This window comes from Pantoea sp. AS142 (assembly GCF_037152305.1).
GTDB lineage: Bacteria > Pseudomonadota > Gammaproteobacteria > Enterobacterales > Enterobacteriaceae > Pantoea.
On the sequence record NZ_JBBCMO010000017.1, the window covers coordinates 13396 to 29385 of the forward strand.

General features: G+C 56.4%; 15 protein-coding genes. 10 read left to right on the plus strand and 5 right to left on the minus strand.

Annotated features, from left to right (window positions below; genetic code table 11):
• Positions 1 to 5: 5 nt before the first annotated feature.
• The gene (mgtA, locus tag WFO64_RS21675; RefSeq protein ID WP_337014219.1) at positions 6 to 2708 is read right to left on the minus strand and encodes a magnesium-translocating P-type ATPase; all 2703 of its coding nucleotides are present in this window, start codon (positions 2706 to 2708) and stop codon (positions 6 to 8) included.
• Between the two features lie 658 nt (positions 2709 to 3366).
• Between mgtA and WFO64_RS21680 the strand changes: the two genes are divergently transcribed.
• From WFO64_RS21680 to speG, 6 genes are all read left to right on the plus strand, one after another.
• Positions 3367 to 4935, plus strand: a complete 1569-nt coding sequence (locus WFO64_RS21680) for an ABC transporter substrate-binding protein (RefSeq protein WP_337014221.1) — start codon at positions 3367 to 3369, stop codon at positions 4933 to 4935.
• Positions 4935 to 5987, plus strand: coding sequence for an ABC transporter permease (locus WFO64_RS21685; RefSeq protein ID WP_337014222.1), 1053 nt, complete (start codon positions 4935 to 4937; stop codon positions 5985 to 5987). The genes WFO64_RS21680 and WFO64_RS21685 overlap by 1 nt, the downstream gene beginning before the upstream one ends.
• Positions 5984 to 6841 carry an ABC transporter permease gene (locus WFO64_RS21690; RefSeq protein ID WP_010257750.1) on the plus strand — a complete coding sequence of 286 codons (858 nt, stop codon included), beginning with the start codon at positions 5984 to 5986 and terminating at the stop codon, positions 6839 to 6841. Before WFO64_RS21685 ends, WFO64_RS21690 begins: the two co-directional genes overlap by 4 nt.
• The gene (locus WFO64_RS21695; protein ID WP_337014223.1) at positions 6831 to 7661 is read left to right on the plus strand and encodes an ABC transporter ATP-binding protein; all 831 of its coding nucleotides are present in this window, start codon (positions 6831 to 6833) and stop codon (positions 7659 to 7661) included. Before WFO64_RS21690 ends, WFO64_RS21695 begins: the two co-directional genes overlap by 11 nt.
• Positions 7654 to 8331: an ABC transporter ATP-binding protein gene (locus WFO64_RS21700; protein ID WP_337014224.1), complete on the plus strand. Its 678-nt coding sequence runs from the start codon at positions 7654 to 7656 to the stop codon at positions 8329 to 8331. Before WFO64_RS21695 ends, WFO64_RS21700 begins: the two co-directional genes overlap by 8 nt.
• 259 nt (positions 8332 to 8590) lie before the next feature.
• Entirely contained in the window at positions 8591 to 9136 is a 546-nt protein-coding gene (speG, locus tag WFO64_RS21705) for a spermidine N1-acetyltransferase (RefSeq protein ID WP_337014225.1), read from the plus strand.
• On the opposite strand, the gene WFO64_RS21710 is transcribed toward speG, so the two are convergent.
• From WFO64_RS21710 to WFO64_RS21725, 4 genes are all read right to left on the minus strand, one after another.
• Positions 9137 to 9556 (minus strand): hypothetical protein, encoded by a 420-nt coding sequence (locus WFO64_RS21710; protein WP_337014227.1) that lies wholly within the window; start codon positions 9554 to 9556, stop codon positions 9137 to 9139.
• A gap of 85 nt (positions 9557 to 9641) precedes the next feature.
• Positions 9642 to 10577, minus strand: a complete 936-nt coding sequence (gene mmuM, locus WFO64_RS21715) for a homocysteine S-methyltransferase (RefSeq protein WP_337014229.1) — start codon at positions 10575 to 10577, stop codon at positions 9642 to 9644.
• Positions 10567 to 11976 carry an S-methylmethionine permease gene (gene mmuP, locus WFO64_RS21720; protein ID WP_337014231.1) on the minus strand — a complete coding sequence of 470 codons (1410 nt, stop codon included), beginning with the start codon at positions 11974 to 11976 and terminating at the stop codon, positions 10567 to 10569. The genes mmuM and mmuP overlap by 11 nt, the downstream gene beginning before the upstream one ends.
• A 134-nt stretch (positions 11977 to 12110) precedes the next feature.
• The gene (locus WFO64_RS21725) at positions 12111 to 12446 is read right to left on the minus strand and encodes a DUF2002 family protein (protein WP_337014233.1); all 336 of its coding nucleotides are present in this window, start codon (positions 12444 to 12446) and stop codon (positions 12111 to 12113) included.
• A 152-nt stretch (positions 12447 to 12598) separates the two neighbouring features.
• On the opposite strand from WFO64_RS21725, the gene WFO64_RS21730 reads away from it, so the two are divergent.
• From WFO64_RS21730 to nrdE, 4 genes are all read left to right on the plus strand, one after another.
• Positions 12599 to 12916, plus strand: a complete 318-nt coding sequence (locus WFO64_RS21730) for a DUF883 family protein (RefSeq protein ID WP_337014235.1) — start codon at positions 12599 to 12601, stop codon at positions 12914 to 12916.
• Between the two features lie 296 nt (positions 12917 to 13212).
• On the plus strand, positions 13213 to 13455 hold the full coding sequence (locus WFO64_RS21735) for a redoxin NrdH (RefSeq protein WP_337014236.1): 243 nt from the start codon (positions 13213 to 13215) through the stop codon (positions 13453 to 13455).
• Positions 13456 to 13462: 7 nt separating this feature from the next.
• Positions 13463 to 13876, plus strand: a complete 414-nt coding sequence (nrdI, locus tag WFO64_RS21740) for a class Ib ribonucleoside-diphosphate reductase assembly flavoprotein NrdI (protein WP_292991213.1) — start codon at positions 13463 to 13465, stop codon at positions 13874 to 13876.
• Entirely contained in the window at positions 13846 to 15984 is a 2139-nt protein-coding gene (gene nrdE / locus WFO64_RS21745; protein ID WP_337014238.1) for a class 1b ribonucleoside-diphosphate reductase subunit alpha, read from the plus strand. The genes nrdI and nrdE overlap by 31 nt, the downstream gene beginning before the upstream one ends.
• Positions 15985 to 15990 lie beyond the last annotated feature (6 nt).

Here is a 15990-nt window from a genome sequence, read left to right on the forward strand (position 1 = left end):
CCTCCTTAGAACCACTGACCAAAACGACGGATGTAGAAACGTTTCATACCCTGCGCCACCAGGCAGTAGCAAAACAGCGTCAGCACCAGCCAGGGGAAATATTGCCATGGCAGTGGCACCAGTCCGACCATCGTGCCCAACGGAGAGAACGGGATCAGGATGCCCAGCACAATTACCGCCAGCGTGGTCAGCATCACCGGTAAGGTGGCGCGACTCTGAATAAATGGAATCTTGCGGGTACGCAACATATGCACCACCAGCGTCTGTGACAGCAGTCCTTCAATAAACCAGCCAGACTGGAACAGCGACTGCACGCCCGCATGGTTAGCGGCGAAAATGAACCACATCAACGCAAAAGTGGTGACGTCAAAAATTGATGAAGTCGGCCCCATCCACAGCATGAAACGTTTGATGTTGCTAGCATCCCATTTACGCGGTTTATTCAAAAACTCACGGTCAACCTTGTCCCACGGCAGCGCCAGCTGGGAAACGTCATACATCAGGTTCTGAATCAGCAGATGAATCGACAGCATCGGCAGAAACGGAATAAAGGCACTGGCTACCAGCAGCGAGAAAACGTTACCGAAGTTGGAGCTGGCGGTCATGTTGAGATACTTGATGATGTTGCCAAAGGTCTCGCGTCCTTTGAGGACACCTTCATTCAGCACCTGTAAATCTTTCTCCAGCAGGATGATGTCCGATGATGCTTTTGCCACATCCGCCGCGCTGTCTACGGAAATCCCGGTGTCGGCCGCCCGCAGCGCAGGTGCGTCATTAATACCATCGCCAAGGAACCCGACGGTGTGACCCTTCTGCTGCATCAGGCGCACCAGACGAGACTTCTGCAACGGCGTCAGTTGGGCAAACAGGGTGCAACGTTCTGCTTCCTGCGCCAGTTCATCATCATTCATCGCCTCAATCTGATCCCCGGTCAGCATCGCCGGATCGGTCAGCCCGACATCAGCACAGACCCGCAGCGTGACCAGCGGATTGTCTCCGGTCAGCACTTTCACCGCCACGCCACTCTCGCGCAGGGCCTTAATTGCCTTGCCTGCACTGGCTTTGGGTGGATCGCGGAAGGTCAGCATTCCCTGGATAATCAGATCGCGCTCGTCACTGTCGCTGAGCGGCGCAAGCAGTTCACCATCACGAGTCGCTACCAGCAGCACGCGATACCCCTGCTGATGATAGCGTTCGGTCTGCGCCAGCAGCGCCGTACGCTGAGACTCATCCAGTGCGACTACCGCATCGCCCTGCCGCACGGCGATGCTGACTGCCAGCATCTCTTCCACTGCGCCTTTGCAGATCAGTTGTGAACGATGCTGAGTCAGATCTTCTACCAGCACTGAAACCCGACGGCGGGTAAAATCAAACGGCAGCTCATCAACCAGCTGAAACTGGCTACGCTGAGTCTGTGAAATGACTTTATCGCCCGCGCAGAGCACGGCGCGATCCATCAGGTTTTTCGCGCCACTCTGGCTACCGCTGTTAAGCCATGCCAGCAGCAGCACCTGTGCATCTTCATTGCCCTGCGCGTCCAGATGATGCGACAGCAGGATAGTGTCCTGGGTCAGGGTGCCGGTTTTATCGGTGCAAAGCACATCCATCGCGCCGAGGTTCTGGATGGCGTTAAGCTTTTTAACGATCACTTTGCGATGTGACATTGCAATCGCGCCTTTAGCCAGGTTGGCGCTGACAATCATCGGCAGCATTTCCGGGGTCAGTCCGACCGCGACCGCCAGTGCAAACAGCGTTGCATCCATCCAGTCACCTTTGGTGAAGCCGTTAATCAGTAGCACTACCGGTACCATCACCAGCATAAAGCGGATTAGCAACTTGCTGACGCTATTCACTCCACGATCAAACGCGGTCTGCGGACGGCTTCCGGTCAGCGTTGAGGCCAGAGAACCAAACCAGGTTTCGCCACCGGTCGCTACCACCACGGCACTGGCTGTGCCGCTGGCCACGCTGGTGCCCATCAGGCAGATATTCGGTGACGCCAACAGATCCTGGGCGGTCTGGCCTTCGGCATCGATACCCGCATCGCTGCTGTGCTTTTCAACCGGCACCGACTCGCCGGTCAGCACCGCTTCACTGATAAAAAGATTACGTGAACTTAGCAGGCGGACATCGGCTGGCACCTGATCGCCGGTGCTGAGCAGAATAATATCGCCCGGCACCAGCTCGCTCATATCCACATCCTGCCGTTGTGCGGTTTCACTGTCCGGCTCCCGCCGCAGTACGGTCACCTGGCTGCGAACCAGTGACTGCAGCGCCTGCGCCGCACGGTTGGTGCGAAACTCCTGCCAGAAACGCAGCAGCCCGCTCAGCATCACCATAGTACAGATGATGATCACACCGGAGAGATCGGTCTCCTGACCGGCGCGCAGCGGCAATATATAGTCGGTAAACAGGCTCACCAGCGCCAGGACGAGTAATACATAGATAAACGGGTTGTTAAACGCCATCAGCAGCTGAACCAGCGCGGGTGGCGCTTTCTCATATGCCACCTCATTGCGGCCATACAGGCCCAGTCGTTTTGCCGCTTCAGGCTGACTCAGACCCTGACGGTGGCTACGCAGATTCGCCAGCGTCAACTCAACGTGCTGGCCTGCCTGCTGCGCCACCGCAAAAGTTTTTTTACTTTTTTTAACGTTACGGTTGCCGGATGAAGTGATCGCAACCTGTTCCAGTTTCATGTCGCTCATTTCGACATCTCCCTGATTTAAAGCAATAGTTGTCCTGCACGCAAAATAATGTGCATGGAGAAAACCTGGCGTGGCCGGGTTATTTAATGCTGAGACCTTCAGGAATAATCATGTTATTCCGCCTGTGCGAGAAATAATGACGTGCACAGGGTTACGTAACGCCAGTTAAAAGCAGCATTTTAAAGGTCTGATGTCAGTGTTCGGGCATAGCCTGGGCTACGCCAGTCGGGGTGGAGGGAAAAGAGCTAAGATAAACAGCAACATAACGCGCGCTCCTGAGGATAGCAGGATTAAAAACAAGGAGCGGGATCGTTAATTAAAGCGGGGATCGCTGCTCGCCGGTTGGCAAGCAGCAGAGGAAATTCAGCTTGCCAGAATAAAAGTTAATCTCGTATGACTGTCCAACTGAATTCTCCTGAAATTATCTGCCGCCATTATAAAGAGAGAAAAATAAGGGTAAAGCTATTATGGGTGAAATAACCGCTTCGTTGAGGATTTGTTTCTACTCAGATTACCGCTTCGGTAACAGGGTGGTCATTTTCTTATAACCACAACCCAACTCTTATAACCTTTTAGCATATGATTAGCCCATATTCGACTATTCTTCGCATCAGCCCTTTCGTAAACTCGCGTAACTTTTTAGAGGCAAGGAAATTTCATGAAAACTATAATTCCATCACTGCTGGCGCTGACGCTGGCTGCCGCCTTCACAGCACAGGCCGCAACACCCAAAGATACGCTGGTGATTGCACAATCTACTGACGACGCCGACAGCTTTGACCCGGCTAAAGGGTTTGAACTCACCAGCGTACAGGCCTTTACTAACATCTATCAGCGTCTGGTGCAGTCTGATCCGCAGAATCCGGTGGATCTGAAGCCCACGCTGGCCACGTCGTGGCAGCCTGGCAGCGACAACCGCAGCCTGACGTTTGAACTGCGCAAAGATGCGAAATTCTCTACCGGCAACCCGCTGCGTCCTGAAGATGTAATCTTCTCGCTGGGCCGCGTGGTGAAACTGAACCTCGATCCTTCCTTTATCCTGACTCAGCTCGGCTGGACCAAAGATAACGTCGATAGCTTCCTGAAGAAGGTCGACGACAATCATGTGCAGATTAGCTGGACCGCTAACGTCAGCCCGACCTACGTCCTGAGCCTGCTCTCCGCACCGGTCTCTTCAATCATCGATGAAAAAACCGCGATGGCGAACCAGAAGAACGGTGACTTCGGTAACGCCTGGCTGGCGACCCACTCCGCAGGTAGCGGACCATATCAGATCCGCAAAGTGGTAATGCATCAGGTTGTGCTGCTCAGCGCTAACCCGACTTCACCGGCGGGCGCACCAAAAATGAAGAACATCCTGATCAAAAACGTACCGGAACCGGCTGCGCGTCGTCTGCTGCTGGAACAGGGGGATGCGGATATCGCCCGTAACCTGGGTGCCGATCAGATTGCTGCGCTGAACGGCAAGAAGGGCGTGAAGACGGAAGCGATTCCAATGGCGTCGCTCTACTACATCCAGTTCAATATTGGCGCGAACGAAACGCTGAAGAACCCGGCCTTCTGGGAAGCAGCACGCTACCTGTGGGATTACAAAGGCATCGCCAACGAGCTGCTGAAAGGCCAGTTCGACGTGCATCAGACCTTCCTGCCGAAAGGCTTCCTGGGCGCGCTCAACGACACGCCATACAGTTACGATCCGGAAAAAGCCAAAGCGATTCTGAAGAAAGCGGGCCTGAGTAACGTTACCTTCAAGCTCTCCACCAGCAACCAGCCACCTTATCTTGATATCGCGCAGGCGCTGCAGGGCAGCTTCGCCAAAGGCGGCGTGAAAGTAGAAGTGGTGCCAGGCCTGAGCTCAGAAGTATCAACCAACGTGAAAGCGCATAAATATGAAGCAACGCTGAACGCCTGGGGCTCCGACTATTTCGATCCTAACACCAATGCCGCCTCATTTGCTTACAACCCGGAAGATGGCAGCAAAACCATCGCCTTCCGTTCAGACTGGCACATTCCTGAGTTGAACAAGCAGGTGATTGCGGCGACCGCCGAGAGCGATCCGAAGAAACGCGTGGCCCTATATGAAGCGATGCAGCGTGAAGTGATGAAGAATTCACCGTATGTGATTGGGATGCAGGCGAAGAACCTGATCGCCCTGCGTGACAACCTGAAAGGCTATGTGCAGGGCATCAACCCTGACATGGTGTATTACTCGCAGGTCTCTAAGTAATGGCACAGTCTGTCCCTTCAGCCGGGTTCGCCCGGCTTTTTTGGCAGCGTGGCGGGCGTCTGATCGGTAGCGTGTTGTCGCTGCTGGTCACGCTGCTGGGCCTGCTGGCCTTCACCTTTATGCTGTCGCATCTCTCGCCAATCGATCCGGTGCAGCAGATCGCCGGCGATCACGCCAGTGAAGCGACCTATGCGCAGGTGCGTCACGACCTCGGTCTCGACCAGCCGGTGCTGATGCAGTTCTGGCGCTACGTTGAACATCTGGCGCAGGGCGATCTGGGTGTCTCACGTCTGACCAATCAGCCGGTGAGCGGCGATCTGATGACCACCTTCCCGGCCACCATCGAACTGGCAACCTGTGCGATGATCTTCGCGGTGGTATTTGGCGTCACGCTGGCGCTGCTGGCGGCCTGGAAACCGGGCAGCTGGATCGATAACCTCGCCCGCTTTATTTCGCTACTGGGTTATTCGGTGCCGGTGTTCTGGCTCGGTCTGCTGGGTCTGCTGCTCTTTTATGCGGTGCTGCACTGGTCCGCTGGACCGGGACGGCTGGATGATATCTGGGTCTATACCCTGGAGCCGAAAACCGGCTTTGTGCTGATTGACAGTTGGCTGTCAGGTGAACCGGAGATGTTCCGCAACGCAATTGCGCACCTCTGGCTGCCGGTTGTGATCCTCGGCCTGCTGGCGATGGCAGGCATTACCCGTCTGCTGCGTGCTGCGCTGCTGGAAGAGAGCAGCAAAGAGTATGTGGTGTTGGCACGTGCCAAAGGCGCGGGTCGGGTTCGCATCCTGCTGCGCCATATCTTCCCTAACGTGCTGGGCACGCTGGTCACGGTGATCGCCCTTTCCTACGCCACGTTGCTGGAAGGTTCCGTGCTGACCGAAACCGTCTTCGCCTGGCCTGGTGTCGGTCGCTACATGACCAATGCGCTGTTCTCCGGCGATGTACCGGCAATTCTGGGCTCAACCCTGTTGATCGGCAGCTGCTTTATCCTGATTAACGCCCTGGCGGATGTTTTAACCTGGTTAACCGATCCGAGAACCCGATGACGCAACAACTCTCTGAACTCGAAACGCTGCGACCACGCCGTCGCCGTCAACGCGTGACCTCGTTAACCGTTGGGCTAACGCTGGTGGCAATTCTTATCCTGATGGCGCTGCTGGCACCGCTGATCGCGCCATTCGACCCGAATGTGCAGACCATGTCGAGCCGTCTGCTGGCACCGTCGGCGCAGCACTGGTTTGGCACCGACGGCTTTGGCCGCGATCTGCTGTCACGCGTGATTTACGGTGCGCGTCCCACCCTGCTGCTGGTGTCGCTGATCCTGGTGCTGACAATTCCGGCCGGACTGTTGATCGGCATCACTGCCGGTTACGTGGGCGGCTGGACTGAACGTCTGCTGATGCGCATTACCGATATCTTCCTGTCACTGCCGAACCTGGTGATTGCGCTGGCGCTGGTAGCGATTCTTGGCCCTGGCCTGATGAACGGCGCGCTGGCGCTGGCGCTGACCAGCTGGCCGCCGTTTGCCCGCCAGGCACGCGCTGAAACCCTGGCGCTGCGCCGCAGCGACTACCTTGCTGCCGCCCGGATGCAAGGCATCACCGGCTTTCGCTTGATGTTCGGTCATATCCTGCCGCTTTGCATGCCGACCGCGGTTGTCCGCGCTGCGCTGAGCCTGGGCGGGATTATCCTGGCCGCTGCCGGACTCGGTTTCCTGGGCATGGGCGTACAGCCGCCAACGGCGGAATGGGGGTCGATGGTTGCCGAAGGCAGTAAAGTAATCTTCGATCAGTGGTGGGTTGCTGCTGCACCGGGCGCGGCCATTCTGTTCGCCAGCCTGGCCTTTAACCTGACAGGCGATGGCCTGCGCGACCGACTGGATACCCGTCATGCAAAATAATCTGCTCCATGCCGAGGGGCTGACCATTCGCAGCGATGATGCGCAGCTGGTCAATAACATCAGCTTTTCCGTGGGCCGCGAGCGCGTGGCGCTGGTGGGAGAATCCGGTTCCGGCAAGTCGCTGACCGCCCGCAGCCTGATGGGCTTACTGTCGCCCGCACTGCATCTGCAGGCCAGTCAGCTCCAGGTTGCCGGCGAGAATGCGCTGACACTGAGTGAGCGTCACTGGAACCAGCTGCGCGGTAACCGCGTGGCGATGGTGATGCAGGACCCGAAATATGCCCTTAACCCGACGCGCACCATTGGCTGGCAGGTGGAAGAGCCGCTGATCCTGCATCGCCGTCTGAGCCGTGCCGAGCGCAAAGAGAAAGTGTGCGAAATGCTCGATGCAGTCGGCCTGCCCGATCCGCGTCGTCTGATACAGCAGTACCCCCATCAGCTTTCTGGCGGCATGGGTCAGCGCGTGATGCTGGCGATCGCCCTGATCACCGATCCCGACTTCCTGATCGCCGATGAACCGACCTCCGCGCTGGATCATGCGATGCGCGATCAGGTGCTGGCCCTGATTCGCGGTCTGGTGGAAGCACGCAACATGGGTCTGCTGCTGATCAGTCATGATTTACAGCAGGTTTCGGAGCATTGCGAACGCGTGATGGTGATGTACAAGGGACGGTTACTGGATACGCTGCCCGCCGCCGATCTGTCGCGTGCTACCCATCCCTACACCCGCACGCTGTGGGCCTGCCGTCCGGGTAAAGCGACTCACGGACAGACGTTACCGGTGCTGGATCGTGCTGCGCTGGAGGCGAATTATGATTAAGTTACAGAATCTCAGCGTCGCCCATAAACAGGGTTACGAGCTGCGTACTGTGGTACATGAGGTTAACCTTGACGTTAACGCCGGGGAGTGTTTTGGTCTGGTAGGTCCGTCGGGCTGCGGCAAGTCATCGCTGCTATGGGTACTGGCGGGTCTGAACCCACACTGGCAGGGCCAGATGCAACTTGCCGGTCATGAGGTTCAGCCGGGAAAAGCCTTCACCGGTGCGCTGCGTCAGGAGGTGCAGATGGTGTTTCAGGACCCTTATGCCTCGCTGCATCCGCGTCACCGGCTGCGTCGCACGCTGGCAGAACCACTGAAGCTGCTAAAACGCGACAATATCAATGATCGCATCGATCAGGGTTTTCGTCACGTTGGACTTGATCCCGCCCTGGCAGATCGCTATCCGCATCAGCTCTCTGGCGGTCAGCGTCAGCGCGTCGCCATCGTGCGCGCCCTGCTGCTGCAGCCGAAGATCCTGCTGCTCGATGAGCCGACCTCAGCGCTGGATATGTCGGTGCAGGCCGAGATCCTAAATCTGCTCAACGATCTGAAACAGCAGGATGGCCTGACCATGGTGCTGGTCAGCCACGATCCCGACGTTATCGATCACATGTGCGATCGGGCGGTACGCATGGCGCAGGGCCGGATCATCGAACAGGTCTCTGCCTGAAGCCAGGCCGGACGGCGTTTTTCTGCCGTCCGGCGCTGCGGCACCCACCGCACCTTTCTGCGAAACCGCCTTTTCCGCCTTCAACGCATTCCATCCATTGCCAGAACTGCTTTCTGTTGCTTTTCCCTGTTGCCACACAGTAAACCGCCCGCTCTTTACCTTTGCACACTGAAGCGAACCCTGGTAAGCGATAGCGCAAAATGCAGCGACAGGCTGATGCGGTATACTCACGACCGTTATTTTACAAGAGGAACAAGCAATGACGGTAAAACTGCGTCCGCTGGAGCGGGAAGATCTGCACTTTGTCCATCAGCTGGATAACAATGCCAGCGTGATGCGTTACTGGTTCGAGGAGCCTTATGAGGCGTTTGTGGAGCTCTCCGATCTCTACAACAAGCACATTCACGATCAAACTGAACGCCGCTTTGTGGTGGAGCACAGCGGGCAGAAAGCAGGATTAGTTGAATTGGTGGAGATTAACCATGTGCACCGCCGCGCCGAGTTTCAGATCATTATTGATCCGGCGCATCAGGGCAAAGGGCTGGCAACTCAGGCGGCAAAGCTGGCGATGGATTACGGCTTCTCCGTGCTGAATCTTTATAAGCTCTACCTGATTGTCGATCAGGAAAACGAAAAAGCTATCCACATCTACACCAAGCTCGGCTTCGAGATCGAAGGCGTGCTCAAACATGAGTTTTTTATCAATGGGGCGTATCGCAACACCATCCGCATGTGCATTTTCCAGCAACAGTATCTGGAACGCCATAAAACGCCAGGCGGAATGGTGAAACCAACCGCGCAGTAATCAGCCGCGTGCGCCAACGGGGTTCATAAAGGGACGCGGGTGTTCCGGCCTGAGGTCATACATGCCACCATAGAAGGGATCGACCAGCAGCCAGCCGGGAAATCCACCCAGCGGAATGTTGCCCAGCAGATACCAGAGGTTAGCGCGTGCCTCAATAGGCACCGTGACCGGCACGTAGCCCGGACTTTCCAGCATCAGCAGGTAGTGCTTTTTGCCGAAGTAGCGGCCGGTGGATTTGGCCAGTTCAACGGTCTGCGGCGTGAAACCCTGCGCAACCGCATAGCCACGCTCATCCTGCACGGTAAAGCGCGCGCCCTGCGGCAGAGAGTCGATGCGCACCATTTGGGTTTCAGTGCCGACAAGGGTGGCACAGCCGCTAAGCAGCAGCGCGGCGGCCAGAGCCAGAATTCGCTGTTTCATGAAGGGGTCCACAGAGTGATCAGTGATCAGAGTGTAGACCGCCCTTTTCACCTCAATCGGGCTTTCATCGCCCGATTCATCCAGCTTATTGCGGTTGACAAGCGCGGGCGATAGCCGCGATGTCATTGGGTGAGGTGCGACAGCATCCGCCAATCAGCCTGGCGCCCGCCTGTTGCCACTCCTCCAGCTTGTCATGCAGCGTACAGCCTGAGGGTGCAGAGTGCCAGGTTTTGCTGCCCGCATCATACTGTTCGCCGGAGTTGGGATAGACCACCAGCGGCTTGTCGGTCAGCCTCTGCAACTGTTGCAGCGCAGGCGTCACGCTCGTAAGCGCCACACAGTTGATCCCCAGTGCCACCACCTGCGGCTGGTGATTAAGCCAGCTCACCACTTCTGACAGCGGCGTGCCGTCGCTGATGTGTCCGGCATCACGCAGGGTAAATGTAAACCAGGCGCGGCTTTCAGGGAATTCAGCCAGCAGCTTCACCAGCGCCTGCGCTTCGGCGAAGGAAGGCAGGGTTTCGCAGGCCAGCAGATCGGCACCCGCCGCGAGCAGCGCCTGCACGCGAGGGCGGTGAAACGCCATCATCTGCGCTTCCGGCAACGCATAGTCGCCGCGATATTCCGAACCATCCGCCAGGAAAGCGCCATACGGCCCCACCGATCCCGCCACCAGCAGGGTTTTCGCATCAGGCCGCACCGCCAGATAATCGTGACGGGCGCGTCGCGCCAGTTCGACGCTCTGGGTGATCAACGCCAGTGACTCTGCCTCATCAAGGCCACGGGTGGCAAAGCCCTGTGGTGTTGCCTGGTAGCTGGCGGTAATGGCACAGCGCGCCCCGGCGACAAAATAGTCGTAGTGCACCTGATAGATCAGCTCAGGATTTTCCACCAGCACCTTTGCTGACCATAACGCATCGGCCAGATGACAGCCGCGTGCTTCCAACTCGGTGGCCAGTGCGCCATCCAGAATCAGCAGCGGCGACTCGGTTAAAGCCTGCGCGACAGGGTTATACGACATCGTTGGCCTCCTCAGGCTTCGGGGATGATTTGTGGGTCAGAGGGTAAGCGGCATAGCAGAGCAGTACAAACGGGATGCCACACCACAGCGCGATGCGCTGGGTCGGATCGAACGCCAGACCGGCACAGGCCAGCAGGCAGAGCAAAAACCCCAGGATCGGTGTCAGTGGATAGAACGGCGCACGATAGGCCAGCTCAGTCAGCGATTTGCCCTGCTGAAGATGACGGCGACGGAAAACAAAATGCGAGGCGCAGATGCTGAGCCAGACCGCGACAACGGCAAAGCCAGAGATGGCGGACAACGCCACAAAAACCGTGTCTGGCGCAACCACGCTGGAAACCAGCGCCAGCAAACCGCCCCCCATGCTGACGGTGATGGCCAGCAGGGGTACGCCGCGCTTGTTCACCCGGGCAAAAGCACGGGGCAGCGTATTTTCATTGGCCAGCGACCAGAGCATACGTCCGGACGCATAAAGACCGGAGTTGGCCGCTGAGAGGATAGCGGTCAGGATCACAAAGTTAATGATATCAGCGGCCCAGGGAATCCCTATCTTTTCGAATACCAGCACAAACGGGCTTTTCACGATACCCGCCTGATCCATGGGAATCAGTGCCGCCAGCACAAATACCGTGCCGATGAAAAAGATAATTAGCCGGGCCACAGTAGTGCGTATCGCCAGCGGCAGCACTTTCTCCGGCTGCTGGGTTTCACCGGCCGCAATCCCAATCAGCTCGGTGCCGGAAAAGGCGAAGTTCACCGCAACCATGGTCATCAGAATCGGTAATACGCCATTGGGCAGCCAGCCATGCGCGGTAAGGTTACTTAAGCCCGGTGCCGGTGTGCCATCTTTCATTGGGATAAACCCAAACATCGCCGCGCCGCCAAGCACGATAAAAGCGATGATCGTCACTACCTTAATCAGCGAGAACCAGAACTCCCCTTCCGCGAAGAAGCGGGTTGAGATCACGTTCAGCAGATAGATGGCGCAGCAGAAGACCAGGCACCAGATCCACACCGGGATCTGCGGGAACCAGTACTGCATACAGAAGCCTGCTGCCGTCAGGCTGGAGCCGAGCGCTACCGTCCAGGTCAGCCAGTAGAGCCAGGCCACCGTGTAGCCCGTTGCCGGGCTGAGATAGCGTGCGGCATAAACGTGGAATGCGCCGGTTTCCGGCATCGCCACGGAGAGTTCGCCCAGGCAGACCATCACCAGCCAGACCACCAGCGCGCCAATCAGATAGGCGAGCAGCGTACCGGCCGCCCCGGTGGTTGAAATGATGTAGCCGGTATTAAAAAACAGGCCGGTGCCGATCACGCCGCCCAGCGATAACATCACCAGATGGCGCACTTTCATGGTGCGTTTAAATTGTTCCTGCGAGGGGGTTGGCTGTTCGCTCATCACTTTTATCCATATGGACGTCTAAACATCTAAAGTGGACAATTTTATACGCGTCACAGTCGGTAATTGCAACGTCAGGAAAAAGGGAGGAAGTAAAGTCGGTTCAGTGCCCCGTCCCAGCGGGGCCTGATGCGTTAACCGAAAACGCTTTGAATATAACGTTCCAGCGCCATGCGGGAACTGAAGCCGTGTGGGATGCCGTAGTGTTCCTGTGAATCACCCGCCAGGTAGAGAGGGAATTGGGTGTAGTGATCGCAGGTCTTCATTTCTGAAGCAGGTTCAGCGAACGGCTGGCTCTTCTCTTTCAGTGTCGGGTGAATCACGAGTGCCATGCGCCCCATGCGCGCTTCGCGATTCACATAGACATAGTTATCTCCACGGCGATAGCCATAGGCCCGTGGGGTAATTTCATCGACTTCGAAACCCGCTTTTTCCAGTACGCGCGCTACCTCATCTGGTCGTAAATACATGCTCGATCCTCTCCTCTTCAAAAGCTTCGCAACCTTACAACAGCATGACAGAGTGGGCATTCGGAATTTTCCCTAAAGAACACTCCCGCGTCTCGTTTATCTCAAGGTCGTCTACACTAGTATTACGTTTTTAAATTAAAGGGAGCTAAAAAATGTTTAATCGCACTGTAAAAAACGATGACACTGATATCAATCAGGATGTTAACGAACTGGCCGATTCACTGGAAGCGCTGTTGAAATCTTATGGCAGTGACGCCAAAGACGACGTGGATTCTGCCCGTAGTCAGGCAGAAAAGCTGCTGAAGCAAACCCGCTCTAAACTGAACGGCGGCAGTAACCGTGTATCACAGGTTGCCCGTGATGCCGGTGCGCAGGTTGACACTTATGTCCATGACAAGCCATGGCACGGTGTGGGTATCGGTGCCGCTTTCGGTATTGTCGTGGGTGTGCTGCTGGCTTCACGCCGCTAAGTCCCGAAAATCCCCAAGCCCTGCCTTATGCGGGGCTTTTTTTTTGCCCCTTTTCTGACCGGTGAGATTTACAAAATAATTTTCCAGGCTGCAGGGCGCATCCTTGCTGGCTTTGCTGTGTTTGCGCAAATACAAATCGTAAAACCCTATATCTGGTGGGCTTGACCACTAAAACCACTACATCTAGTATTTACCTCATCAGAACGATAACCCTGTCCAGCAGAATGAAGCCCGCACCCTGCACCTCCTGCTTCATTTCCTGGTATCAGAACCGCATACAGAGGGAAATACGAATCATGCGCATTATTATTTACACTAAAGATAACTGTGTCCAGTGTACAGCGACCAAAAATGCAATGGACCGCCGGGGTCTCGCCTATCAGCTGATTAATCTCGACAGCCAGCCAGAAGCGATCGACAACCTGAAATCACTGGGTTACCGCCAGGTGCCGGTGGTGATGGCGGATAACGACCACTGGAGCGGGTTCCGCCCGGACAAAATCGCTACCCTGCGCTCACTCTCTGCTGTCGGGGGATAATCGGATGATGTTCCCGCTGGTCTATTTTTCCAGCCAGTCGGAAAATACCCACCGGTTTGTGACGCGCCTCGGCCTGCCCGCCCGGCGCATTCCGCTGGATGCCCGGCAGCAATTGCATATTGACCAGCCCTATATTCTGGTGGTGCCCAGCTATGGCGGTGGCAGCAGTCGCGGTGCGGTCCCCGGTCAGGTGATCCAGTTTCTTAACGATGAGGCAAACCGACGCGGTATCCGTGGCGTGATCGCGGCGGGAAACCGCAATTTCGGTGCCGGTTACTGCCTGGCGGGCAGCATCATTGCAAAAAAATGTCAGGTTCCCTGCCTCTACCGCTTCGAGCTGATGGGAACGCCTGACGATATCGCGAAAGTTAAAGCGGGAGTAACCCAATTTTGGCAACAACAGATACCCTCAACGGCGTGACGCTTGATTATCACGCCCTCAATGCCATGCTCAACCTCTACGACGCGGAGGGCCGCATCCAGTTCGACATGGATCGCGAAGCAACGCGGCAGTTTTATCTGCAGCATGTGCAACCCAACACTGTCTCCTTCGCCAGCAGCGCCGAGCGTTTACGCTATCTGGTGGCGGAAAGCTATTACGAAGCGGAAGTGCTGAACCAGTACGATTTTGCGTTTCTGCTTGGGTTGCATGAGGTCGCGGAGAATTGGGGATTTGAGTTTAAAACCTTTCTTGGTGCCTGGAAGTACTACACCAGCTATACCCTGAAGACCTTTGACGGCAAACGCTATCTGGAAACCTTTGAACAGCGCGCCTGCATGGTGGCGCTGACACTGGCCCAGGGCGATGAAAAGCTTGCGCGGGCGCTGCTGGAGGAGATCCTCAGCGGCCGTTTCCAGCCCGCTACGCCGACCTTTCTCAACTGCGGTAAACAGCAGCGCGGTGAGCTGGTCTCCTGCTTCCTGCTGCGCATCGAAGACAATATGGAGTCGATTGGTCGCGCCGTAAATTCGGCATTACAGCTGTCAAAACGGGGCGGCGGTGTCGCCTTTCTGCTGTCGAACCTGCGTGAGTCCGGTGCGCCAATCAAGCGTATTGAAAATCAGTCGTCGGGCGTCATTCCGGTGATGAAAATGCTGGAAGATGCCTTCTCCTATGCCAATCAGCTCGGTGCACGTCAGGGCGCGGGCGCGGTGTGGCTCAATGCGCACCATCCCGATATTTTCCGTTTCCTTGATACCAAACGCGAAAACGCCGATGAGAAGATCCGCATTAAAACGCTGTCGCTGGGTGTAGTGATCCCCGATATCACCTTCCAGCTGGCAAAAGAGAACAGGCCAATGGCACTGTTCTCACCCTACGACGTTGAACGGATTTACGGTCAGGCCTTTGGCGACATCAGCATCAGCGAGAAGTATGACGAGATGCTGGCGGACGATCGCATCCGTAAAACGTATATTCAGCCACGCGACTTTTTCCAGACGCTGGCGGAGATTCAGTTTGAGTCGGGCTATCCCTACATCATGTATGAGGACAGCGTAAACCGCAGTAACCCGATTGCCGGTCGCATCAATATGAGCAACCTCTGCTCAGAGATCCTGCAGGTGAACAGCGCCAGTGAGTACCATGACGATCTCAGCTATCGCCGGGTCGGCAAAGATATCTCCTGTAATCTTGGCTCACTTAATATTGCGCACGCCATGGATTCACGCGATCTGGCGCGCACCGTGGATGTGGCGGTCCGCGCCCTGACCTCGGTGTCGATGATGAGCGAGATCGGTTCGGTGCCCTCGGTCGCTGAAGGCAATCGCCGTTCGCACGCCATTGGCCTGGGCCAGATGAACCTGCACGGCTATCTGGCGCGTGAAGGCATCACCTACGGTTCCCCGGAAGCACTGGATTTCACCAATCTCTATTTCTACAGCATTACCTACTATGCGCTGCGCACCTCCAATCAGTTGGCACAGGAGCGTCAGCAGACCTTCGACGGCTTTGCAGATTCGGACTACGCCAGCGGCGTTTACTTCGATAAGTATCTGCAGCACGAATGGCTGCCGCGCACTGAACGGGTAGCGACACTGTTTGCCGAGGCCGGACTGAGCTTGCCGACGCAGGCGGACTGGCGGGCGTTGCGTGACGCGGTGATGCAGCACGGGCTGTTTAATCAGAACCTGCAGGCGATCCCGCCAACCGGTTCAATCTCCTACATCAACCATGCCACCTCCAGCATCCATCCGATTGTCTCCCCTATTGAGATCCGTAAAGAGGGCAAAACCGGTCGCGTCTATTATCCCGCGCCGTTTATGACCAATGAGAATCTCGACCTCTATCAGGATGCATATCAGATTGGGCCGGAAGCGATTATTGATACCTACGCAGAAGCGACCCAGCACGTCGATCAGGGCCTGTCGCTGACGCTGTTCTTCCGCGATGACGTCACTACGCGTGATATCAACAAAGCGCAGATTTACGCGTGGAAAAAAGGCATCAAAACGCTCTATTACATTCGACTGCGTCAGATGGCGCTTCAGGGCACAGAGGTTCAGGGCTGCGTCTCATGCTCCCTGTGATGAAAA

Bases quoted from the DNA above. Each gene is read 5' to 3' on its own strand.
- WFO64_RS21730 (WP_337014235.1), top strand. From the start codon at position 12,599: ATGTTTAATCGCACTGTAAAAAACGATGACACTGATATCAATCAGGAT.
- nrdI (WP_292991213.1), top strand. From the start codon at position 13,463: ATGTTCCCGCTGGTCTATTTTTCCAGCCAGTCGGAAAATACCCACCGG.
- WFO64_RS21680 (WP_337014221.1), top strand. From the start codon at position 3,367: ATGAAAACTATAATTCCATCACTGCTGGCGCTGACGCTGGCTGCCGCC.
- mmuM (WP_337014229.1), bottom strand. From the start codon at position 10,577: ATGTCGTATAACCCTGTCGCGCAGGCTTTAACCGAGTCGCCGCTGCTG.
- WFO64_RS21735 (WP_337014236.1), top strand. From the start codon at position 13,213: ATGCGCATTATTATTTACACTAAAGATAACTGTGTCCAGTGTACAGCG.
- WFO64_RS21725 (WP_337014233.1), bottom strand. From the start codon at position 12,446: ATGTATTTACGACCAGATGAGGTAGCGCGCGTACTGGAAAAAGCGGGT.
- WFO64_RS21695 (WP_337014223.1), top strand. From the start codon at position 6,831: ATGCAAAATAATCTGCTCCATGCCGAGGGGCTGACCATTCGCAGCGAT.
- WFO64_RS21700 (WP_337014224.1), top strand. From the start codon at position 7,654: ATGATTAAGTTACAGAATCTCAGCGTCGCCCATAAACAGGGTTACGAG.
- WFO64_RS21710 (WP_337014227.1), bottom strand. From the start codon at position 9,556: ATGAAACAGCGAATTCTGGCTCTGGCCGCCGCGCTGCTGCTTAGCGGC.
- mgtA (WP_337014219.1), bottom strand. From the start codon at position 2,708: ATGAGCGACATGAAACTGGAACAGGTTGCGATCACTTCATCCGGCAAC.
- mmuP (WP_337014231.1), bottom strand. From the start codon at position 11,976: ATGAGCGAACAGCCAACCCCCTCGCAGGAACAATTTAAACGCACCATG.
- WFO64_RS21685 (WP_337014222.1), top strand. From the start codon at position 4,935: ATGGCACAGTCTGTCCCTTCAGCCGGGTTCGCCCGGCTTTTTTGGCAG.
- WFO64_RS21690 (WP_010257750.1), top strand. From the start codon at position 5,984: ATGACGCAACAACTCTCTGAACTCGAAACGCTGCGACCACGCCGTCGC.
- speG (WP_337014225.1), top strand. From the start codon at position 8,591: ATGACGGTAAAACTGCGTCCGCTGGAGCGGGAAGATCTGCACTTTGTC.